General features: G+C 42.6%; 16 protein-coding genes. 4 read left to right on the forward strand and 12 right to left on the reverse strand.

Going from position 1 to position 22,924, the window contains the following annotated elements; translation table 11 throughout:
- Positions 1-11: 11 nt before the first annotated feature.
- From mfd to IJI01_RS01480, 5 genes are all read right to left on the reverse strand, one after another.
- The gene (mfd, locus tag IJI01_RS01460; RefSeq protein ID WP_292184720.1) at positions 12-3,584 is read right to left on the reverse strand and encodes a transcription-repair coupling factor; all 3,573 of its coding nucleotides are present in this window, start codon (positions 3,582-3,584) and stop codon (positions 12-14) included.
- Between the two features lie 38 nt (positions 3,585-3,622).
- Entirely contained in the window at positions 3,623-4,210 is a 588-nt protein-coding gene (gene pth, locus IJI01_RS01465) for an aminoacyl-tRNA hydrolase (protein WP_292184847.1), read from the reverse strand.
- A gap of 236 nt (positions 4,211-4,446) precedes the next feature.
- Entirely contained in the window at positions 4,447-4,743 is a 297-nt protein-coding gene (gene spoVG, locus IJI01_RS01470; protein ID WP_292184722.1) for a septation regulator SpoVG, read from the reverse strand.
- Between the two features lie 39 nt (positions 4,744-4,782).
- Complete coding sequence (glgD, locus tag IJI01_RS01475) at positions 4,783-5,901, reverse strand: glucose-1-phosphate adenylyltransferase subunit GlgD (protein ID WP_292184725.1); 1,119 nt, start codon at positions 5,899-5,901, stop codon at positions 4,783-4,785.
- Between the two features lies 1 nt (position 5,902).
- On the reverse strand, positions 5,903-7,171 hold the full coding sequence (locus tag IJI01_RS01480; RefSeq protein WP_292184728.1) for a glucose-1-phosphate adenylyltransferase: 1,269 nt from the start codon (positions 7,169-7,171) through the stop codon (positions 5,903-5,905).
- Positions 7,172-7,370: 199 nt separating this feature from the next.
- Here IJI01_RS01480 and murC point away from each other — a divergent pair, with 199 nt between their 5' ends.
- From murC to IJI01_RS01500, 4 genes are all read left to right on the forward strand, one after another.
- Positions 7,371-8,765, forward strand: a complete 1,395-nt coding sequence (murC, locus tag IJI01_RS01485; protein WP_292184730.1) for a UDP-N-acetylmuramate--L-alanine ligase — start codon at positions 7,371-7,373, stop codon at positions 8,763-8,765.
- 361 nt (positions 8,766-9,126) lie between these two features.
- Positions 9,127-10,236, forward strand: a complete 1,110-nt coding sequence (locus tag IJI01_RS01490) for a DnaD domain protein (protein ID WP_292184733.1) — start codon at positions 9,127-9,129, stop codon at positions 10,234-10,236.
- Positions 10,237-10,395: 159 nt separating this feature from the next.
- Positions 10,396-11,379, forward strand: a complete 984-nt coding sequence (locus IJI01_RS01495; RefSeq protein ID WP_292184736.1) for an ATP-binding protein — start codon at positions 10,396-10,398, stop codon at positions 11,377-11,379.
- A complete protein-coding gene (locus tag IJI01_RS01500; protein WP_292184739.1) occupies positions 11,379-12,593 on the forward strand; it encodes a ribose-phosphate pyrophosphokinase in 1,215 nt (404 codons plus the stop codon). The genes IJI01_RS01495 and IJI01_RS01500 overlap by 1 nt, the downstream gene beginning before the upstream one ends.
- A 90-nt stretch (positions 12,594-12,683) precedes the next feature.
- Here the strand turns inward: IJI01_RS01500 and IJI01_RS01505 are convergent, their stop codons facing one another.
- The 7 genes from IJI01_RS01505 to IJI01_RS01535 form a co-directional block, all read right to left on the reverse strand.
- Positions 12,684-13,658, reverse strand: coding sequence for a hypothetical protein (locus tag IJI01_RS01505; RefSeq protein WP_292184748.1), 975 nt, complete (start codon positions 13,656-13,658; stop codon positions 12,684-12,686).
- Positions 13,659-13,845: 187 nt separating this feature from the next.
- Positions 13,846-14,499, reverse strand: a complete 654-nt coding sequence (locus IJI01_RS01510) for an HAD family hydrolase (protein ID WP_292184755.1) — start codon at positions 14,497-14,499, stop codon at positions 13,846-13,848.
- 79 nt (positions 14,500-14,578) lie between these two features.
- Positions 14,579-15,832: a hypothetical protein gene (locus IJI01_RS01515; RefSeq protein WP_292184758.1), complete on the reverse strand. Its 1,254-nt coding sequence runs from the start codon at positions 15,830-15,832 to the stop codon at positions 14,579-14,581.
- A 46-nt stretch (positions 15,833-15,878) separates the two neighbouring features.
- A complete protein-coding gene (locus IJI01_RS01520) occupies positions 15,879-16,358 on the reverse strand; it encodes an RNA polymerase sigma factor (protein ID WP_292184761.1) in 480 nt (159 codons plus the stop codon).
- Positions 16,359-16,529: 171 nt separating this feature from the next.
- Positions 16,530-17,159 (reverse strand): lactate utilization protein, encoded by a 630-nt coding sequence (locus IJI01_RS01525; RefSeq protein WP_292184764.1) that lies wholly within the window; start codon positions 17,157-17,159, stop codon positions 16,530-16,532.
- Positions 17,160-17,200: 41 nt separating this feature from the next.
- A complete protein-coding gene (locus IJI01_RS01530; RefSeq protein ID WP_292184767.1) occupies positions 17,201-20,317 on the reverse strand; it encodes a glycoside hydrolase family 2 TIM barrel-domain containing protein in 3,117 nt (1,038 codons plus the stop codon).
- Positions 20,317-22,881: a hypothetical protein gene (locus IJI01_RS01535; RefSeq protein ID WP_292184770.1), complete on the reverse strand. Its 2,565-nt coding sequence runs from the start codon at positions 22,879-22,881 to the stop codon at positions 20,317-20,319. Before IJI01_RS01535 ends, IJI01_RS01530 begins: the two co-directional genes overlap by 1 nt.
- Positions 22,882-22,924: the final 43 nt, after the last annotated feature.

Raw genomic sequence — 22,924 nt, forward strand, 5'->3', positions numbered from 1 at the left:
GGATTATTATCTTATTTAACAAGGAGCCCCTGCATCTTCTCGATAATATTCTCAGTATCCTCAAGGAGCTTCTGCTCTGCCTTGGTAGGGTTCTTGTCCTTGTCATAAGTATAGACAAATACTGGAACTCCGGCAGCATGGAAGGTCATCTTGCCCTTGTAGCTGGCAACAAAACCTGGAATCTTACCTGAATCGATCTTGGCATTAGGATTGACCTTGATCTCAATCTTACCATTTCCGCCCTTGATCTCAGGAATATAGAGGGCATGCGCCCTTGTGCGTAAAAGAGATATGCGAAGGAGGTTGATCGCCGTCTCTGGAACTTCTCCAAATCTGTCGATAAGTTCATCCTTCATATCATCGCACTCGCCCTGATTCTCAAGGCTGGCAATTCTCTTGTATATCTCAAGCTTCTGCTCTTCATTGAGGATGTAATTGTCAGGAATAAAGGCGCTGACATCAAGATCAATACTGGTGTGGATATCATCAAGTGTGTAATCTCCATCAGCGTCATCACTCTTCTTGTGTCTGACCGCCTCTCCAAGCATCTTGCAGTACAGATCATAACCGACTGCCTGCATATGTCCTGACTGTTTTCTTCCCAGAAGACTTCCTGCGCCTCTGATCTCAAGGTCTCTCATGGCAATCTTGAAGCCCGAACCAAGATCTGTAAATTCGCGGATCGCAGACAATCTCTTTTCCGCAACCTCTTTGAGCATCTTATCCTTCTTGTACATTAGGAAGGCATAAGCCGTCCTGTTGGATCGTCCAACTCGGCCACGAAGCTGATAGAGCTGAGACAGTCCCATCTTGTCTGAGTCGTGAATGATCATGGTGTTAACATTTGGAATATCAAGTCCGGTCTCGATGATAGTAGTAGACACCAGAACATCAATTGTTCCATCAATGAAGTCATACATGATCCTCTCAAGCTCAGACTCCTTCATCTGTCCATGAGCAAAGGCAACATTGGCCTCTGGAACGAGCTTCTGGATCTGGGCTGCCACATCAGCTATAGTATTGACTCTGTTGTATACGTAGTAAACCTGACCATTTCTGGCAAGCTCTCTTGCGATAGCTTCTCTTATGAGCTCGTCGTTGTACTCCATGACATAGGTCTGAATAGGCATTCTGTCGTTTGGAGCTTCCTCCAGAACGCTCATCTCCCTGATTCCTACAAGAGACATATGAAGTGTTCTTGGAATAGGAGTTGCAGAAAGAGTAAGTACATCAATATTCTCTTTGAGGGTCTTAAGCTTTTCCTTGTGAGTTACGCCAAAACGCTGCTCCTCATCTACGATGAGAAGGCCAAGGTCCTTGTACTGCACATCCTTGGAAAGGAGTCTGTGTGTTCCAATAACTATATCAACGAGACCTTTTTTCAGGTCTACAATTGTCTTTTTCTGCTCTGCTGCTGTCCTGAATCTGGACATAAGATCCACTCTTACAGGGAAGTCACGCATTCTCTCAGAGAAGGTGTTGTAGTGCTGCTGAGCAAGAATTGTTGTAGGCACTAGAACTGCAACCTGTTTGCCATCCTGAACTGCCTTAAAGGCCGCTCTTATGGCAATCTCAGTTTTACCAAAACCAACGTCTCCACAGACAAGTCTGTCCATGATGATGCTGGATTCCATGTCGCGCTTGGTATCCTCGATGGCATTGAGCTGATCCTCTGTCTCCTGATAAGGGAAAGCATCCTCGAACTCCTGCTGCCATACAGTGTCTGGACTAAACTGATGTCCCTTGGCTTCCTGTCGCTTAGCATAGAGCTCCACAAGATCCTGAGCAACCTCTTCAACTGCTGCCTCAACCTTACTCTTGGTGTGGCTCCACTCAACGCTTCCCAGCTTATTGAGCTTGGGCTTATGAGTTGTCTCGCTGTCATCGCCGCCTGAAGCATACTTCTGGATAACCCCAAGGCCGGTAGCAAGAACATAGAGATTACCGCCATCTCCGTACTCGATCTTGATATAATCCCTGACTACATGGTCGGTCTCAATCTTCTCAATACCTCTGTAGATTCCAAGGCCGTGATCCTCGTGAACAACGTAGTCACCGATCTTAAGGTCTGAAAAGCTTGAAATCTTCTCGCCCTGATACTCGCTCTTTTTCTTCTTTTTGCGTTTCTTGACGTGCTCTGTGAAGATATCACTCTCAGCAATTACGGCAAACTTGATCTCAGGGTACTCAAAGCCCTTGAGAATCCTGCCGTAGTAGGTCATGATCTCGCCGGGCTTAAGAACTCTTCCCGGATCTTCGCTGTAAAATGCTGTGACCAGGTTGTCCCTAAGGTCATCAACGATTCTCTTGGCCCTTGTTCTGGAGCCTGAGAGAATAAGCACTCTGTAGCCTTCCTTAACATATTTCTTAAGGTCGGAAACGAGTGATTCAAAACTGTTATTATAAGGCGCAATACTGCGAGCGCGAATGTCCCAGGTCTTCTCAGGTTCAAAGAGGTTCTGGCTCTTTGGCATCTGAAGTGCTGAAATGAGAACGCGCCTTCCATTTCCCATTCTGGCAATACAGTTATCTATAGAATAAAGAAGGTCCATCTGACCTGGCAGAATATAGCCCTTTTCAGCCCTGTGGGTCATGCTCTCTTTAAACTCTGTCTCTACAGCCCAGGCATGCTCCTGAACTCTTTGTGGCTCGTCTATGAAAATGCAGCTCTTTCCCTTGGGGAACATCTCCTGCATTGTAACTGTGTCAGGGTAAAAATATCTGATGTAGCTCTCGAGGTTAACAAGTGACTTAAGCTCAAAGAGCTGCTCGCGAAGTTCTTCTGTCTGAGTCTTGAGCTGATGCGCCTCTTTGGTCTTAAACTCAGAGCGAAGAAGCTCAACTCTTTTATCGGTATCTTCCTGAATCCTGTCCATACCTTCTGACAGTAGTTTCTCATCAAGGATGATCTCGGAAGCTGGATATATCTCGATTGACTCAAGCTTTTCAAGAGATCTCTGTGACAGAATGTCAAAGCTTCTGATTGACTGAATCTCATCTCCCCAGAGCTCAATACGGAAAGGGTTATCCTCTGTCAGATCAAAGACATCCACAATATCACCACGAACAGAGAATTCGCCTGGTCCTTCAACCTGGTAGTTCCTGATATAGCCCATGGTTGTAAGGCGCTTTGCAATCTCTATCTCATCGATTGGCTTGTGTCTGTCAATTTCTAGGATATGTTCCTTAATTATCTCAGGCCTGATCTGTGGTGCCATGAGAGCAGCGAAGGTAGTGACAACTGTGACTGGTCTTCCCTCGAGAAGTCTTCTCATGGTGCGGATTCGCTGTCTTACTATCTCGTTGCTATGAACATCTGCCTGGTAAAAGATAAGGTCCTTGGCGGGATATACTGTGACATTCCTGTCATAAAACTTATAGTCCTCGTATATCTCTTTGGCTCTGAGGTCAGAATAGGTGACAATTATTCTGTACTTGAAACCAGCTCCCAGGCTGTCAATAAAATGAAGCTTCTGGGAGTCTACGCATCCTGTCACCTCTGCGCAGGCAAAGGGCTTATCAAGATATTCATTTATTTCCTGGAACTGCCTTAGTTCTGTTAAAGGAGTCTGAATCGCTCTCATATTTTTACACCATAAAAAATATACAATCAGTCTGCTACTTATTTATCGCTATCTTTTTTCTTGTTGGAATTGTACTTGTTCATTGCAGAATCAACGCCGGCAGCTATTATCTCTTCAACCGCGCCTACAGCTGACTCAATTCCTTCCTTGATGGATACTGCATCCTCGCCTTCAAAGTGGCCCAGAACCCAGTCCACCATATCCCATTCCTTGGGCTTTTTGCCAACGCCGACACGAACTCTGTTAAACTCGCTGTGTCCGAGCTGGGCAATAATGCTCTTAAGTCCGTTATGTCCACCGGCACTTCCCTTAGGACGAACTCTGATGTTTCCTACATCAAGCTCAACATCGTCAGAAATAACGATGAGTTCCTCCTTGGAATCCACCTTGAAGTAGTCGCAGATTGGTCTAATAGCCTCTCCACTAAGATTCATATATGTAAGGGGCTTAACGAGGATCACTCTGTCAGCTCCTATTCTTCCTTTTCCGTATACTGCCTTGAACTTTGTCTCAGTGAGCTCAATATGATATTTATCAGAAAGGGCATCGATAGTATCAAAGCCCACGTTGTGTCTTGTTCCAAAGTATTTCTTTTCAGGATTACCAAGTCCTGCTATAACGTACATCTTACCTGTTTCCTCTTCTTTCTCTTTTACAAACAATCTCTTTAAAAAATCAAACATTTCCCCACCTATTTCCACACAACAAAATGTCTTTTCCCACAAATAGCCCGATTTATGGGCATGCGTATATGCGCCGGAAGCAAAATGATGCCCCCTGCGTATTTGCAATCCTATAATAACATAAGGGAGCTCAGAAATCTAAGCCCCCTTATACATTATTTGATATTAAATTTTCTGATTTACTCTGCTACAGGTGCTGCAGAATCCCCCTCTGCAACTTCGTCAGCAGCCTTATCGTACGCTTCCAATATGGTGTCCTGAAGAACCTTTCTCATATCGGAGTTGATAGGATGTGCGATGTCTCTATACTCTCCATCAGTTGATTTCTTGCTAGGCATTGCGATAAACAAGCCTCTCTCGCCTTCGATCACTTTGATGTCATGAACTACAAATTCATTATCAAAAGTAACTGAAACTACTGCGCGCATCTTACCCTGCTTGGTGACTTTTCTTACTCTAACATCCGTAATCTTCATTTTGTAACCCCCTCTTGGTTAGACTGAAGCTGTCAATTGTTACAGTACGTACCGTTCATTGTTCTCGACAACAACCTTGATGCCGTTATCCTCTTTATAATAAGAGTTAGCCTGGATTGTACCATGGCTCTCAACAATGCAGTTCTCAATGTGTGAATTGTCCCCGATGTACACATCATTAAGTATTATTGAATTTTTGATATAGCAGTTATTTCCGATGAAAGCCCCCTTGAATACCAATGAATCTTCTACAGTTCCATTGATAATGCATCCACTGGAAATAAGACTGTTCTTGACGTTAACACCTACGTTGTACTTGGCAGGTGGAAGATCAACTACCTTGGTGTAGATTCCTGGATAATCGCGGAAGAAGTAGTTACGAACTTCTGGCTTGAGGAAATCCATGTTGGTTCTGTAGTAATCCTCAACTGATGCGATATTGTTCCAGTACTCCTTGATCTTGTAGCCGTAGATACGCTTCATATCCTTGTATCTAACGAGGATGTCTCTAACGAAGTCATATCTCTCTTCTGCCTCAGCCCTCTCGATGAGCTCGATGAGCTGTCTACGTCTGATTACGTAAATACCACAGGAAATGGTGTTAGATCTTGATACAACAGGCTTCTCTTCGAATTCCTCGATTCGGCTCTCCTCGTTCATACGGATTGTTCCGAATCTCTCTGTATCAATGCTTGCTGGCATATCCTTGCAAACCACTGTGATATCTGACTGCTTCTGAATGTGATATTCAAGAAGCTTAGCGTAATCCATCTTGTAAACACAGTCACCTGAAGTAATGATTACGTATGGTTCGTGACAACTTCTCAAAAACTCAAGGTTCTGTGCAATGGCATCTGCTGTTCCTCTGTACCAGAGGTTACCAGAAGCCTTAACTGCTGGAGTGAATACATACAGACCGCCCTGTTTACGTCCGAAGTCCCACCACTTGGAGGAGCTAAGGTGTGTGTTAAGACTGCCTGCGTTATACTGTGTGAATACGGCAACTGTCTGAATGTGTGAGTTGGTCATGTTACTAAGAGCAAAGTCGATACTCCTGTAAAAACCTGCCACTGGCATAGCACAAACCGCTCTGCGCTTGGAGAGCTCCTGCATTCTGCTACTGCTACCGCCTGCTAAAATAATGCCAATCGCCCTCATGTCAATCACCTGCCTTATCTAATGTTCTGCCGCTTTCAAGGATTCCGCCTGGGTAATCCTTTTCAGTGGTCTTACCTGAAATCATTGTATTCTTACCAATCTGTACATTGTCTGGAATAACTGATTTCTCACCGATAGTGCAGAGACCTTCACAATAAATTCCGGGCTTGGTCTCATTCTCTTTTTCTTCGAAGGCTCCGATTGTAACCTTGTTACCAATCTTAACCTTCTCTGCGATGATGCCCTTTTCTATGTTACAGCCTTCGCCGATCTCTGTCTCATTCATAATGATAGAGTGGCTGACTACTGTATCCTTGCCAATCTTGACGCCAGGTCCGATAACTGAGTTATAAACCTTACCATAGATCTCGCAGCCTTCACCTACGATACTGCGCTCAATGGCGCTGTCAGGTCCAAGGTACTGTGGTGGCTGAACATCGCTTGCTGTGTAGATCTTCCAGTACTCCTCATAAAGGTTGAACTCTGGAACGATATCGATCAGCTCCATGTTAGCTTCCCAGTATGATGTAAGTGTTCCTACATCCTTCCAGTAACCATCAAATTCATAAGCATAGAGAGCCTGTCCCTGTTCCTTGCAATAAGGAATTATATGCTTACCAAAATCAAGTCCTGCCTGGTCCTTGTTCTTGATAAGAGCTTCCTTAAGTGCCTTCCAGGAGAAGATGTAAATACCCATAGAAGCAAGGTTGCTACGTGGATGCTCAGGTTTCTCTTCGAAATCTACAATGCGCTTGTTCTGATCGGTAATCATGATACCAAATCTACTAGCCTCTTCCATAGGAACAGGCATAACTGCAATGGTAGCATCTGCGCCACTTGACTTGTGGAAATCAAGCATTGTCTCATAATCCATCTTATAGATATGATCTCCTGAGAGAATCAGTACATAATCTGGATTGTAGTTCTCCATATATTCTAAGTTCTGGTAAATAGCATTGGCTGTACCGGTATACCATTCACTGTTGGAACTCTTCTCGTATGGTGGTAAGACTGTTACACCACCGAAGTTACGGTCAAGGTCCCACGGAATACCAATTCCAATGTGAGAATTGAGTCGAAGCGGTCTGTACTGTGTAAGGACACCTACAGTGTCGACTCCTGAGTTAATACAATTGCTGAGCGGGAAATCGATTATTCTATACTTCCCCCCAAACGAAACGGCTGGCTTAGCCATCTTGGCTGTCAGCACGCCCAATCTGCTGCCCTGGCCCCCTGCCAGTAGCATTGCGATCATTTCCTTTTTTATCATGTTCCACCTCGTTGCAAAAAATCGCTTTATTTCCCTATATAAAAGTATATCATAACTATTTACCTTGGTGACGTGATTTTGCATGTTTTTTAAAATTTATAATTACTTAATAATTGTAATTTTGACATTGTTGTTATAAGTGCTAGAATATAATCCGGTAAAAGACATATTAATTATAGGTAGAATCGAGGACTATTTTATGTACCAGATAGATTTCAAAAACCCTGTCCACGTATATTTCATGGGCATTGGCGGAATTTCAATGAGCGGCCTTGCCCAGATTTTAATAGAAGAGAACTTCAAGATTTCAGGTTCAGACAACAAGGAATCAGACCTTACAAGATCACTTGAGAAAAGAGGCGTAACAGTATTCTACGGTCAGAAGGCCGAGAACATTGCTGCTGCCGGCGATATAGATGTAGTTGTTTACACAGCTGCAGTTCATCCAGACAACCCAGAGTTTATGGCAGCCCAGGAAGCCGGTATTCCAATGCTCACAAGAGCTGAGCTTCTTGGTCAGATCATGAAACAGTATGAGCTTCCAGTAGCAGTAGCAGGAACTCACGGTAAGACTACAACAACATCAATGCTTTCCAAGATTCTTTTGGAGGCAGATACAGATCCTACTCTTTCAATCGGTGGAATCTTCAAGGATATCAATGGTAATATCCGCGTAGGTAATTCTGAATACTTCGTAACAGAGGCCTGCGAATATACCAACAGCTTCCTTAGCTTCTTCCCTAAGGTCAGCATCATTTCTAATATCGATGCAGATCATCTTGATTTCTTCAAGGACCTTGATGATATCAGACATTCCTTCAGGAAGTTTGCTCAGCTCCTTCCAGCTGACGGAACACTTGTGATCAACGGCGATATTGAAAACGTAGGCGAGATCACAGATTCACTTCCTTGCAGCATTATTACTTACGGCTCCAAGGATAGCTTCGACTATTATCCAACTGATATTACCTACAATGAACAGGGCAATCCTTCATTTGTAGCTCACCTTAAGGGAGGCGAAACTCTTAACATCAGCCTTGCTGTACCAGGTGTGCACAATGTGTATAACGCTCTTGCTTCTATAGCAGTAGCTAATCTCTTTGGTATTTCCAAGGAGCACATGGTATCCGCTCTTTCACAGTTTGGCGGAACCAGCAGAAGATTCGAGTATAAGGGCGAGATTGGCGGCGTTACTATTATTGACGACTATGCTCATCACCCAACAGAGATCAAGGCTACACTTACAGCAGCTCAGAATTATCCACACAACAAGATCTGGTGCGTATTCCAGCCACACACCTACACCAGAACCAAGGCTCTTCTGAATGAGTTTGCTGAAGCTCTTTCACTTGCTGATCACGTTGTTCTTGCTGATATTTACGCAGCCAGAGAAAAAGATACACTTGGTATCAGTTCCAGAACTCTTCGCGATAAGATTGTAGAAAATGGACATGAGTGTAATTATTTTCCAACAATTGAAAACTTTAGTGAAATAGAAAAATTTCTTTTGCAAAATTGCACTAAAGGAGATTTGTTGATAACCATGGGAGCCGGCGATGTTGTGAAAATAGGGGATGAACTCCTTGGAAGATAAACTTATCCACATTTCCACTTTGGATAAGTCAAAATATTAAACGATTTCGGTGGATAACAGCCTGACATTTTCCACTTACTTTTTTAAAGGGTAAGGGTTGATGGTTAGGCTGTTTTTGATTATTCAGGTAAAAAATAATCCACGTTATCCACATTGTCCACAAAGTGGTCCAAAATCGGAAACCGCGCATGGGCACTGGATTTCTTCGTCACTTTTTCCAATATCATTTAAAAAATTGTCATGCTATAATTTCAATTGTTCAAGGGAGTGCAGGTGAAAAAGCTTGATTTACGTCTGACGTCGGATCAGACAGTAATATGACCTCAGAACACCTAAATATTTATAAGAGGTGATCAGATATATGATGGGGAAAGTAACTATAAGTCATAGTATGGGGGAGGATTCTACCAATGTTTCCAATATTTTCATTGACGAATACATGCAAGATGCAAATGATGCGCAGCTCAAAGTTTACTTGTTTTTATTGCGTATGATGGCATCGAACTTACCAACAAGCGTTCCAGATCTTGCTGATAAGTTCAACCACACAGAGAAGGATGTAATCCGTGCTCTCAAGTACTGGGAGAAAAAGGGTCTCATCAGTCTTGTTTATGATGCAGATCAGAATCTGACCAGTATCCACATGGAAGAGATTTCTTCTCACAGAGGCTATGGCAGAAGAAAAGAAGACAGCGTTATCCACGCTCTTCCTTCTATTCAGAAAGCCCCTGCTAACGAGGTTGCTGAACCGGTTTATGAGAAGCCACATTACACAGCAGCTCAGCTCCGTAATTTCAAAGAGAATTCAGGAAGCGGAATCATGTTCGTAGCTGAGCAGTATTATGGCAGACCTCTTAATCCTTCAGAGATGTCTACAATTTATTATATTCATGATGAACTTAAGTTTAGCGATGAACTTTTGGACTATCTGATGCAGTACTGCGTCGATAATCATAAATCTGATTTCAGATATATGGAGAAGGTTGCCATTAGCTGGAATCAGGAAGGCATCAAGACGCCAAGACAGGCTCGTGCGGAAAGCTACAAACATGATGGGGACATTATTTCAGTAATGAAGGCCCTGGGTATGGAAAATTCACCAACTATAACGGAGGGGTCCGTTATCAGTTCGTGGCGTGGGGAGCTCGAATTTTCGATGGATATCATTATGGAAGCCTGCGAACGCACTGTCATGGCCACACAGAAGAATCGCTTGAAGTATTGCGACAGCATTCTTCGTTCCTGGCATAAGAGCAAAGTAACATCAAGGGAGGATATTGCCAGATTAGACGATGCGCATACCGCTGACCTTCGTAAAAAGAAGGCTAAGGCTTCCGTTTCATCCATCGATGTTAAGGCCCGCTTAGACGAATCATATATTCGTCCTAACGGTTCCCAGAATCACTTCAATCAGTTCCAGCAGAATACATATAATTTTGCTGAGCTCGAGTCGAAGCTTCTGGACAACTGATATATGCATTTCTCATATCTGGCCTGGGAATCAGGTATGAGCATCACAAGAGCCCAGCCCTGTACTTTGTTTTGGTGGCGGTAGTACTACCTTCCCCGGAACACGTACGGGGCTATATTGTGCACATTACTACATAACTTGGAAAATTAAGGAGACATCATGGCATTAACCAACGCTCAATATGACGCAATAATGCATGAATACGAAGAAAGGCGCTCTCTCCACAGACAGGAGTTGGAGGACAGACAGCGCTATGTATATGATAACGTTCCAGGCTACAAGGAGTTAGAAGATGCCATTGCTACAACAAGTGTCAACTTTGGTAAAAGACTTCTCTCTGGCGAACGTCTCGACAGATCAGCACTTAGAAATGAAATCGCTGAGCTTTCCAAGCAAAAGCTTACTCTTTTAACAGAGGCAGGCTTTTCTTCTGATTATCTTGATATGGGTTATACCTGCCAGGATTGTAAGGATACTGGCTATGTAGGTAACGAAAAATGTCATTGCTTCAAACAAAAGATCATTGAAGCTCTTTATGATAAATCCAATCTTAAAATCATGACAAAATCCGCTAATTTCAAGCTTCTTTCCGAGAAGTACTACTCTGGAGAAGACCTTAAAAGATTCCAGGGTGCTGTTCGCACTAGTGAAGATTTTGTTAAGAATTTCAACTCTGACTACCAAAATTTATTCTTTTATGGTACAGTTGGTACTGGCAAATCATTCCTATCGGTTTGCGTTGCCAACGAACTACTTAAGAAAGGGCATTCAGTCATATATTTCAGTTCCCTAGGCCTATTCACAATGCTTTCCGAATATGCCTTTGACTACAAGGCCAAGCAGGAGCTCCACGATATCTACGAAGATTTGTACAACTGTGAGCTTCTTATCATAGATGACCTTGGCACGGAACGAATCAACAATTTTGTGTTATCTGAGTTTTTCTCCTGTATCAACGAGCGTGATATCAGGAAGAAATCAACGATCATAACCACAAACCTTTCTCTTGAAGACTTACAGGCTATTTACTCGGATCGAATAGTGTCGAGAATTGTCAGCAATTACAAGCTTCTCAAACTATCTGGTCCAGATATCCGTAAATTAAAGAAAATTGCTAAAAAAGAAAGCGAGGATTTGCAGTAATGCCAAAGAGAGAAGAGAAACGTAATCTGGAGACAATTCCTGTAGGATCACTTGGAATCATCCCACTTAAGGGTGTCAAGCCTCTTGCAGAAAAAGTTGATTACTATCTCGTTAAATGGAGAGCTGAGAGGGAGAACGAGCACAAAGGAAGTCTTGCTTTTACAGGCTATGAGCGTCCATCTTACATTCTGGATGCTGAGGTTCCAAGATTCGGAACTGGTGAAGCCAAGGGTGTTATCAGGACTTCAGTTCGTGGAGATGACCTCTATCTTCTCGTAGATGTATGTAACTATTCACAGACCTATTCTCTTTTTGGTCAGGAGAACCACATGTCTCCTGATGATCATTACCAGGATCTCAAAAGAATAATCGCAGCTGTTGGTGGTAAGGCTAGACGTATCACAGTTATCATGCCTTTCCTCTATGAGTCAAGACAGCACAAGAGAAGCTCAAGAGAATCTCTTGACTGCGCTATTGCTCTCCAGGAGCTGGTTAGCATGGGTGTTGATAACATTATTACCTTCGATGCTCATGATCCTAGAGTTCAGAATGCTATTCCTCTTAACGGATTTGAAACAGTCCGCACTACATATCAGTTTATCAAGGCTCTCCTTCGCAATGTATGGGATCTCAAGATTGATTCAGACCATATGATGGTTATTTCCCCTGATGAAGGCGGAATGGGAAGAGCTATCTATCTTGCCAGCGTACTTGGTCTCGATGTAGGTATGTTCTACAAGAGACGTGATTATACACAGGTTGTTGACGGACGTAACCCTATCGTTTCTCACGAGTTCCTCGGAACAAGCGTTGAGGGCAAGTCAGTTATTATCGTTGATGATATGATTTCATCAGGTGAGAGCCTTATCGATGTTGCCAAGGCACTCAAAGAGCGTAAGGCAGCCAGAATCTATGCATTCTCAACCTTCGGTCTTTTCACAAACGGACTTGAAGAGTTTGATAAAGCTTATGAGGAAGGTCTTATCGACAGAGTACTTACTACTAACCTTGTATATCAGACTCCAGAGCTGTTATCACGTGAGTGGTACATTAGCTGCGATATGAGTAAGTACATTGCTTACCTTATCGATACACTTAACCACGATGCTTCTATCAGCGATCTTCTGAATCCTGTAGAGCGTATCAACAGCATTATCGAGCGCTACAACAGTGGCGAGCTTCGTGCTTCACTTGAGGCAGAAAAGAAAATCTGATAATTTACAGCAAATATAAGCCTGGTTGTTATCTCTAACAACCAGGCTTTTCTATATCTATACCCTCTAAACCCCATAATCTGAATCTGATTAGAATGACAAGAATGTGAGCGAATCAATGATTCCTGCAAGTCTATCAGATACTTCCATATCCAACTCTTCATTACCACTCTTGTGGCCAATTACTTCAAAGGAAAGATATCCTTCCATGTAATCTCTTGTTACAGCTTCCATATAAAGACCTGAACCTGTCTCTGCTGGAGGACATGAAGCCCAGTATCCATGAATCTCTTCTGTTCCTGGGAAAACACCTTCTGATGTAGTTGCGTTTTCACCATATTCCTGAACAAATGCATCTCTGGCTTCCTTGGCACTCTTATCTACATCATAGGTAACCATGATCATGTTGGTTCCTACGCCCTCTCCGTTGTAGACAATAGCTACCTTGTTACCATCCTGAGTTATATCAAACAGATTAGGATCATACTTGATGCTCCATCCATTCTGATTCTCGTAGATGTAATCACCATCGCTTACATAGTTGATAGCGTTGAAGGTATCAGGATCTGCATCTGGAAGATACTCAAAAACAAGCTCAAGCTTCATATCATCGTCGTAGTAACCATAGACATTTCTGTCCTCTACGCCTGTTACCACTAATACATCCTCTAATACGTCAACACTGCCAAAGGAAAAGCGAACCTGTCCATCTTCCTGTACACAGTCAAATGGAATTCCTGCGCCATTTGATCCTTCCTCTGTACGCCCCCAGTCATCACCATTGAAGACATAGAAATAATTCTTGGCAGGATCTTCAGCATCTTTTGCATAGTTTACATAGACGCCCTTTTTGAAATACTGTATGGCTTCTGCAGCTTCTGAAGTCTCAGCTTCTGCTGCAAGTGCTACAGATTCTTCTTCAATCACTTCTTCTGTGATCTCTGAAACCTCAAACTCCGCAAGGTCTGATGCAGCTTCAGCGCTTCCACAGCCAGTAAGTGTCATTGCTGCAAGTGATAAGATTGCAGTAAGTGTGAGTAACTTCTTTGAAGACTGACTTTTCATAATATTTCTCCCTCCTAAATAAAAACTATGTTTCACTATCTCGCCCCTCATGTGAAATAATGTTACATTGAAGATTATATTACTCCTCTTATTGCCCCAATGATATTAATAAAATATAAAGTATTATAAAAACTTTATTTAAAAAGCCTGACTCCTCAGGTAGAATCAGGCTTTGTTACAGGTTTCATTATTCAAAAAGTTTTTTAATATCAAGAAGTGAATCTACGCAGGAGTAGAGCTTACCTCTTAGTTCCTCATCAGGCTGCGATAAATCTGGTACCATTATGACGTTGCAACCAGCAAGAAAAGCGCTTGTAACACCGTTAGGTGAGTCCTCTACAGCAAAGGTCTCATTTGGAGGAAGGCCCAGCTGCTCGCAGGCGTATGCGTATATGTCTGGCGCCGGCTTACCAAGCTTGACCATATCAGAGCAGATAATCCTGTCAAAATGGTCAAATAATCCCAGTTTATTAAGGTATCCCTTGGTTCTCTCATATTCATTGGCTGTAGCGATACAGGTTAATATTCCATGCTCACGAAGCCATATGAGAATCTCTTTTGCTCCAGGTTTAAGGGGAATTCCCTGCTCTTTAATAATATCTGCAACAAGGCCCTTACGATATTCTCTGACCTCGTTGTAATCAAAGTCCTGTCCAAACCACTCTTTGAACTTCTCAGGCGCAAAAGGCCTTCCAAGAGATCTTAGTTCCAGTGGCATCCATGGCTCGCACTTATATCCAAAGTGTGCAAGAGCCTCAGGCCAGGCCTTCTGATAGAATTTCTCTGTATCTGTAAGTGTACCGTCAAGGTCAAAGATTACTGCCTTAATGTCTTTGTTCATCAAATATATTCCTCGGATGCTTCAACATATTTAATAATATACGAATTGCTCCATGGCTTTCGACGCTTATATCATTAGATTATAGCTCATAATACTCCGCATTGATATACTTGGTATCATCTTCAAAGGCTGAAGGCTCAGAACTAACATTACTATCTTCTGCCGCGCTGCCAAATAATCCCTCAAATAGCGAACTTATGGTGTTTGTTCCGATAAGCGCAACATCGCTGGAAACAGAGCTAACAGCGCCCTTCTGGTCGTTGGAGCAGCTTACCTTAGCACAGTCTCTTATCTTAAGGCGCTGTCTGATAAGCTCAGGTGGAACATCCTTATCAATCTTAAGAAGTGCTACATCGCTTACAACCATTCCACCAGCCGCTGCTTCCAAGGTAGCCCTGTCGATATTAGCTATGGCAACATCTCTGATTTCTGTTCCCTGCTTAATAATGAGCTTATCGCATTTAGCTCCGATCTCCTCAAGTCTCTGAACGCACGCTTTCTCAGCACAGATATCACCCTCCACAATAAGAGTTTCAATCTTTTCTAGTGCTCCCAGATTAGAAGCTGCAATATCCGCATTTCCAATGATGTAAAGGCTTGTTCCATTGGCATTTACAAATTTCTCATCAATCTCATTCTGATCAGACACAACAACTGTGCAGTTATCAGGAATTTCCACGATCTCAGCCTCAATATTAAAAAGAGGAAGAGCTGTCTCAATGTTTTTCTTTCTAATGTACACTTTCTCTGTGCTAAACTTTATATTCTTCTCGGCCAGCTTTGCAAAATCTGTCTCTTTGTCCCCATCATAGATGAAATTCGCTGCAAAATAGCCCGTATTCTCAGGTGCTCGCAATGGAAAATACTTATCCAGCTTATACCTGTTGTCCATAAGTGTATAATCATCGGGATATGACTTGGTCATACCGTTGATGGACAGTCCAGGGAATGGCAAAAGAGCTGCAATACTCTTAGGACACAGAATAAGGCCATTGATAGAGATTCTGCTAAACTTTCTAAGCGCATCCTGTGCACCAGGCGCAATCTTGAGAAGTCCATTTATAGTGATAGCTGTTCCTTCAGCAACATCTGTCTGTGGTGTTATCTCATAAACGCCATTGATGTTGAGGTTCTTGTTGCCAGGATCCTCGCTCATATCCTTACTTCTGACTTCCTCAGCCTTGATATTGAAGGGCAATCTATTAAGAATCTCTTTACTTCTATCGTCAACAATAAGCTCTTCTGTATATATCCTTATCTGACTGAACTCTCTATAATTCTCTTCATTGATCTTTCTCGCATCACATTTCTGGCAGTTAATTCTAAGCTTCATCTTTTTTCCCCTTTCGTATTTCGCATCCCCTTGTAAACAATCTGTTTTACAATAACCTCTTTAAATGTTCTCTGGCTTCATGGAGCTTGCTTCTGACTGTTCCTGCAGGAATTCCCAGCATAGTACCGATCTGCCCAGATGAATATCCATCCACATACCGAAGTATCAGTAGCTTAGCCTCCTGTACATCCATAGAAGCAAGGACACTCATAAGCTCTTTTTCTGAGTAATTGTCAAAAGAATTTCCTGGTACTGGCCCAGTATCCATTCCACTTGTATCAGCAAAAAGACTTTCATTCTTGCGTTTTCTCATGGTATCAATGAAAATATTCTTGATAGTCCGATAAAGCCAGGCTCTCTGCTGATTAAAATCAAGTCCACTGATATCGCCATAGTGGTTTATAGCCCTAAGAAACCCTTCCTGGACAATCTCTCTTGCCATATCCTCATTCTGGGTCATCATAGAGCACCATTTGACTAGTTCAGGATTCAGTTTTTCATACAGGTATGCTATTTCCTGCTCCATTTCCCCATGCTCCCCAAAATAAGCAGTAATCAAAAGTACTTTCTGTATATATAACGTTTGGAAATTAAAAAGTGTTGGAAAAATTTAGAATTTTAGAATATTTTATTTCAAAAAGACGGAGTGCGTCAATCAAATCCGCACTCCGTCTGCATTTCAAGTATTTATATTGTATTAGAATCCCAGATTATCGTTAACAAGGATTACATGAATTCTGTCCTTGTGTCTTGAGAATCTTGTGATAAGGAACTGACAGCAGATAGTATCTGGTGACTTACAGTTCATACAAGAGCCTGTCTTGGCACATGGTGTGTTAAGTCCAAAACGCTGAGCATTGATAGGAGCAGCAACGTTTCTGGCTCTCTTCATGGCACCATCCACATCGTCGCAGATTTTGTTCATACCAACGATGAACAGAACCTTCTTTGGTCCCTGTGCTATAGCAGATACTCTGTTGGAGTTACCATCAATATTGACAATAACGCCATCTTCAGTCATTGCATTAGCACTAACAAGGAATACATCTGCATCGTATGCAGCAAGCATTGCAGCGCGCTTATCCTCTGCCTTATCTCTGTCGATGAAGTTATAATTGCCATTTTTAACAGCTTCTACAAGGCCGATCTCGTGAGCACTCATAGCTCCGCCCATAGTTACGCTGCTGCCTTCTGGAATAAGCTCAAGAGCTTTCTTGAGGGCTTCTTCCTTATTAGCTGCGTAATAGCCGGTCATGTTTCTGGACTCAAGGCCTGCGATAACCTTTTTTGCCAATAATTCGTTTCTCTTAACAATATTCTCGTTCATGCCATACCTCCTACAATCTTCACATCCAAAACCTGTATATATCAGATTCCTCTGAAGCTCATAACGAATGTAAGCTTCTCGTCATTAGGAAGCAGGAACTCAGGATGAGTCTTAGCTCCCCAGGTATCATCGCCAGCGATACCCATCTGCATGCTGCTGCAGCGAACGATAGTCTTAGTCACTCTTGGAAGCTCATAAGGATGATCTGCTGCTTCAAGTTCATCTGGAAGATATGGAATAGCGCTGAAGTTCATTGTATCAGGAGCTTCGAACAACAATCCTCTTCCTCTGTTATCTGTAACCTTTGCCCATCTAACACCGGTTCTGTTACCAGTCTCTTCTGGAAGAAGGTAGCTCTCCATAGCATCTGTAGTAGTTGTATTAAAGATGCCAAGCTTAGCTCCTCTGTTTCTATCAACATAGTTCTCCATAGGGCCATTTCCGTAGTACTCAACCTTGTTAAACTCAGGGCTGAATCTAAAGAGCATACCAAACTCAGGCATAGGAGTAAGTCCCTTAACTGGCTCGTACTCTTCCTTGATCCATACTCTTCCATCACCAGTAACTGTATATGTTACGAGTACAGAAGCTGCTGGAGTTGTAGGAAGATAGAACTTGCAGGTAATGCTAACGCTGTTCTCATCCTCTACTACCTTAGGATACTCGCGTCTCTCATCATAGCTTCCGTTTACGTATCCGTTGGACTCCTCGATGATAGGAGATGTTGTTGCATATGCGCTTGCGATCTTCCACTGAGCATATCTGCCAGCCATGTTGTTACCTCTGTCGTTTTCAACTGGTGCACGCCAGAAGTTTGGTCTTGGAAGTCCAAGTCCCTGGATCAGTTCTTTGCCAGCATAGTTATATGAAGTGATATTGCCTTTTTCTCTTGAGAACATCACGCTGAAGTGATTGCCCTTAACTCCGATGTTGTAGTCACCCTTAACTACCTTAAGACCACCACAGCTGATAACTGTAGAAGCTGCAATTCTAAATACGCCCTGTCCGAAAGCAACTTCATGGCCGCGCTCAGCCCAGATTGTATCATCACGAAGTCTGAAGGAAACTGTTACTGCGTACTCATCAAGAGGGAATGGACCATTCTCGTTATAGCCCTCTACTCCCATAACTGACATTCTTGCTGTAATAGCTTCTGGAAGCTCATACTCTTTTTCTGAAAGAGGTTCAACATCTGTAGCCATGCGCTTCTCTAAAAGCTTCTTGCCATCTCTTTCAAGGATAACTACACAGTCATATTCATTAGTATTAGTGAAAAGAGAAGTGTTAATGATCTTAACCTTATCTCTTTCTACAATTGCCTTGATGTTCTGATAGTTGAACTTAACATCCTGCATCTTGGCGTATGGCTCACGCTCTGAGTTAACAATTCCGTTACCACTGAAGCTATAGTCAGTAGGTCTTTCACCGTGATCTCCGCCATATGCCTGATAATCTTCACCAAAGCAGTTCTTGGTTCTGATTGTCTGATCTACATAATCCCAGATAAATCCGCCCTGATAGCGTGGTTCTCTGTCAGCAAGGTCTGTGTATTTGAACATACCACCGCAGCTGTTAGCCATGGCGTGTGAATACTCGCAGCAGATAAATGGCTTGTCAGGATGCTCAGCAAGGAACTTCTCGATGTCCTTAACTGGTGGATACATCTGGCTCTCCATATCACTTGTATCGTTGTAGGTTCTGTCGTGGCAGATTCCTTCATAGTGTACAAGTCTGTCTGGATCAAGCTTTCTAAAGAGCTGTGACATCTCATAAGGAACCTTGCCTCCGTGAGACTCATTACCAATTGACCAGATCAGAACAGAAGGATGATTCTTATCAAGCTGATAGGTTGAATTGATCCTATCAAGCATCATGGACATGCAGTTGTCACGACTTCCAGGAATCGCAAATGGAATAGCAGGCTCATTACCAAGGTGAGACCAGCTGCCGTGTGACTCTAAGTTATTCTCAGCGATCATGTACAGACCATAAATATCGCAGAGCTCATAAATTGCAGCAGAGTTCTGATAGTGGCTTGTTCTGATAGCATTGATGTTGTTGCGCTTCATAGTGATGATATCCTTGAGAGTATCCTCGTAGGAAACAACACGTCCGCTGTCGCAGGAGAACTCGTGACGGTTAACACCCTTGAACACGATTCTCTTACCATTTATCAGCATGAGGCCATCCTTCATCTCGAAGCGTCTAAAGCCCACATTCTGGCTTACAACCTCACATACATTTCCGTCTGCATCCTTAACCTTGAGAACCAGCTGGTAAAGGTTAGGATCCTCGGCGCTCCACAGCATTGGGGAATGCACTTTTTCTTTGGCCACCTGATCTGCCCCTGCAGGGATTGTTCCCTTAACAACAGGGTGATTATTTCTAAACAGTGTAAACTCTGTCTCTCCAACGTTCTTACCGCTTGTATTAAGTGTAAGCTCAAGCTCTGCCTCTGAGAAATCGTCGTTAAGCACAGTTCTGATCTTAACATCATCAAGATGTGCAGCAGGAATCACCTGTAAAAAGACATTTCTATATATTCCAGAGAATCTGAAGAAATCCTGATCCTCCATCCAGCTTGAAGATGTCCATTTAAATACCTGAACAGCAAGCTTATTAGTACCCTCTTTAAGGAAAGGTGTAAGATCAAACTCTGAAGGAGTGAAAGTATCCTCGCTATAGCCAACATACTGGCCATTGAGCCAGAGTGCGTAGCCACTTTCTACTCCGTCGAATACAACATGAACGTCCTGACCTTCCCACTGAGCAGGAAGATTAAAGTACTTAACATAACTTCCAACAGGATTAAACTCTTCTGGAACCTGGCCCAGCTCAATCTTCTCATGTCCATCCCATGGATACTGAACATTTATATAGGCAGGAATGTCATAGCCTTCCATCTGCATATGTGCTGGAACGTGAATATCATCCCAGAAATTGCAGTCATAGTCCTCTTTTTCAAAGCCTGGTACTACTGCTCTGTAGTTCTTGGCGTAGTGGAACTTCCACAGTCCGTTTAATGAAATTCTAAGAGAAGTATCGCCCTCTGCAAGCTCATCCTCTGTAGCAAAGCTCACAAAATCTCCGTGAGCAGGGAGTACGTTGTCTTTAAAAATTTCAGGATTTGCGATAAAAGAATAGTCAAATCTCTCCATTATTTTTCCTCCATAATGTAGGTAATAAAATGATTACCGTTTTCCTCAAAAAGCTTTTCTGAATCATTCATTCCGTATTTATAAACAGTACCAGTCGTTGGGTTCATCAGTACTGTATTAAGATCGTTGAAACCAATTATCAGCATTGCTGTGCCATCGTTGAGCATCGCCATTACAGGAATATCCTGATTGGTGTAATAGAGCATTGCTGACATCGGGCATCCATCCAGGTCAAGAATCCTTGCATCTGGAAGGGATGACTTGAGAATCTGGTAAACACTATCACCATCACTTAAAAGAGCATCAACATTTCTGTTTACTCCTTCGTAGGTCAGTATCAGGTCCAGACACACAGATACCGGATCCTTGCTGGTCATATCTGAATATACTTCTGCAGCTCTCGTAACTGACATATTCTGGTTGGATCTAAGGAGATTACCCTTTATCCAGACATATCTGTTATTGTCACCAACTACGGTGGCAGGAGCATTATATGCAAGCTTAACAGCTTCCGCAGGATCACTGTATATTCCGTTTATTCCCATGAGACCATATACATAATAGAATGGCTTCTCATCTGTGTTACGCTTAGAATCTATGCTGACATCTCTGTCACCTTCAAAAAGAGTCTGCGCAGGAGTCAAAACTCTTATCTGCTTGGTCTTGATCTCACTCTTAGCAGAAATCTGTACTATCTTTTCATATGTATCTACAGAAACTGTAGAAACCACATTGCTGCCCTTCTCAGCCTTGAGAGTACTCATGATCTGGTCATCATAGGTGCTTACGTACTTGGCTCCATCTTCATCTTTGACAACTCTGGTCATCCTGATCTGATTATCACTGATAGAAACAGATGTTACATATATTCCATCGGGATGGTAGTTCTCCAGGATATTTCCATCACCATCCTGAATCTTGATATTGTACATGGCATAAACCGGATTGCCCATCTGGTCGTTAAGTACGTCGCTTTCATGTACCATGCCATATACCATATCTTCGCCCATAAAGCCCAGAACTCTAATGAAATCTCCATCATCAGCAGTAACCTCAGAAACAGTCTTGGTTCCAAGATTCATCATGTTAAGACTCTTAAGGTCTCCACTTTGCCATGCGATTGTGTTCATGGACTCTGAAATCTTGTATTCGCCTGAGCCAATATCATCAACAACTGATGAATAGGTTCTGTCGTGAAGATCTATGGCATAAATGTTCTGATCCAGCATCACGAAAAAGACATCGCTGTTATTAACATAAGCAATAGTATCCACATACTCCATCAGGATCTGAGGATCGCTCTTACTCTTAATGAATACCTGCTCTTCCACTGCATTTATTGTTGCGTTGTAGTCGTAGACAGCTATTCCAACCTGACCTTCGTGCATTCCCCTGTTCATATAGCCAGCTACAGCAAACTTAACATTTCCAGCTTCATCGACCTTGAGTATCTTGATCCTGTTCTGATCCCACCTGGTCCTGATGTCATTGTTATTATCATCATAGAAGCCAAACAGATAAGCCAGCCTGTTCTCTGAGTTGTTGAGCATGTAGAGTCTGTTCTCAGATACGAAAGCAAAGGCACTACCACTGCTACTCTCAACAAGCTGAAGCTCCGGATCAGATATACTAAGTCCGATCACGTTCTTGGTAATAGAAAAAGACTTAACATCAAAAATATAATTAACTGTTCTCTCAAAGTTGAGAAGATATATTCTGTCACTGGTAAACCTGAGTCTGTAGGCCTCGCACACGTTGTAGACCTTGTTAAGTGCTCCTTCCTTGATACTGATCCTGTATCTCAAAAGGTAGCTTCCTGTCTGACCATGAATATCTGTTACATAAATCTCAGGGTCTGTATGCTCCACAATCTGCAGATCTCCCCATGTAACCTGGTTAAAGCTGCTGTGGATATTTACCTTGTTAAAAGTAGTATTGTCACCCTCTGAATTGGATTCCAAATATCTGGAATACTCTGTAGCTGCCTCTTTATCAAAGGTTGCCAGGCTGAAGTTTCTGACAAAGTCCACCTCATCATCCAGGTGATACCTGAAATCATCGTTAGTCCAAACAATTCTTGTATAGAATCTGGCTTTGCCACTTTCTGTATCCATGAGCATTACCAGCATATATTCCGATCCGGAAGTAATCAGGTCTTTTAACTGAAAAGTACCTGTGATGGTATCAGAAGTCTCCATATAATCCTGGAGCACAGTGTTCTCAACCAGTCCGGAGCCATCAATATTTCTGACCTCAAAACTAAGGTTTGAAACCTTCTGACCATAGGTGTTTATCTTATAATTGATATCTCTTCCGCTTCCTATTGGAAAAACAGTGCCTCTGATGTGGCTGATATCCATTTCCTCCAGGTATCCGTGAAGAGGATTGATTTCTTTGAAATTACTGATAAATGTAACTGTTGGCAGCGTAGCCTCTGGCATGTGTGCTGTCATATCCGCTTTATCACCAGTAGAGACTCTGCTGATGATCAAAACGGCTATTACAAAGATCAATACTGCATATATGGACTTTATTATAGTAAGTTTTACTGATTTACCCTGCATAATTGACTTTCAATTTGAATGATAGTAAGATTTTGATAATACA

This window comes from Butyrivibrio sp. (assembly GCF_017433805.1).
Lineage (GTDB): Bacteria > Bacillota > Clostridia > Lachnospirales > Lachnospiraceae > Butyrivibrio.

Coding starts and splice junctions, on each gene's coding strand:
- mfd (WP_292184720.1), bottom strand. CDS start 3,584: ATGAGAGCGATTCAGACTCCTTTAACAGAACTAAGGCAGTTCCAGGAA.
- pth (WP_292184847.1), bottom strand. CDS start 4,210: ATGTACGTTATAGCAGGACTTGGTAATCCTGAAAAGAAATACTTTGGA.
- spoVG (WP_292184722.1), bottom strand. CDS start 4,743: ATGAAGATTACGGATGTTAGAGTAAGAAAAGTCACCAAGCAGGGTAAG.
- glgD (WP_292184725.1), bottom strand. CDS start 5,901: ATGAGGGCGATTGGCATTATTTTAGCAGGCGGTAGCAGTAGCAGAATG.
- IJI01_RS01480 (WP_292184728.1), bottom strand. CDS start 7,171: ATGATAAAAAAGGAAATGATCGCAATGCTACTGGCAGGGGGCCAGGGC.
- murC (WP_292184730.1), top strand. CDS start 7,371: ATGTACCAGATAGATTTCAAAAACCCTGTCCACGTATATTTCATGGGC.
- IJI01_RS01490 (WP_292184733.1), top strand. CDS start 9,127: ATGATGGGGAAAGTAACTATAAGTCATAGTATGGGGGAGGATTCTACC.
- IJI01_RS01495 (WP_292184736.1), top strand. CDS start 10,396: ATGGCATTAACCAACGCTCAATATGACGCAATAATGCATGAATACGAA.
- IJI01_RS01500 (WP_292184739.1), top strand. CDS start 11,379: ATGCCAAAGAGAGAAGAGAAACGTAATCTGGAGACAATTCCTGTAGGA.
- IJI01_RS01505 (WP_292184748.1), bottom strand. CDS start 13,658: ATGAAAAGTCAGTCTTCAAAGAAGTTACTCACACTTACTGCAATCTTA.
- IJI01_RS01510 (WP_292184755.1), bottom strand. CDS start 14,499: ATGAACAAAGACATTAAGGCAGTAATCTTTGACCTTGACGGTACACTT.
- IJI01_RS01515 (WP_292184758.1), bottom strand. CDS start 15,832: ATGAAGCTTAGAATTAACTGCCAGAAATGTGATGCGAGAAAGATCAAT.
- IJI01_RS01520 (WP_292184761.1), bottom strand. CDS start 16,358: ATGGAGCAGGAAATAGCATACCTGTATGAAAAACTGAATCCTGAACTA.
- IJI01_RS01525 (WP_292184764.1), bottom strand. CDS start 17,159: ATGAACGAGAATATTGTTAAGAGAAACGAATTATTGGCAAAAAAGGTT.
- IJI01_RS01530 (WP_292184767.1), bottom strand. CDS start 20,317: ATGGAGAGATTTGACTATTCTTTTATCGCAAATCCTGAAATTTTTAAA.
- IJI01_RS01535 (WP_292184770.1), bottom strand. CDS start 22,881: ATGCAGGGTAAATCAGTAAAACTTACTATAATAAAGTCCATATATGCA.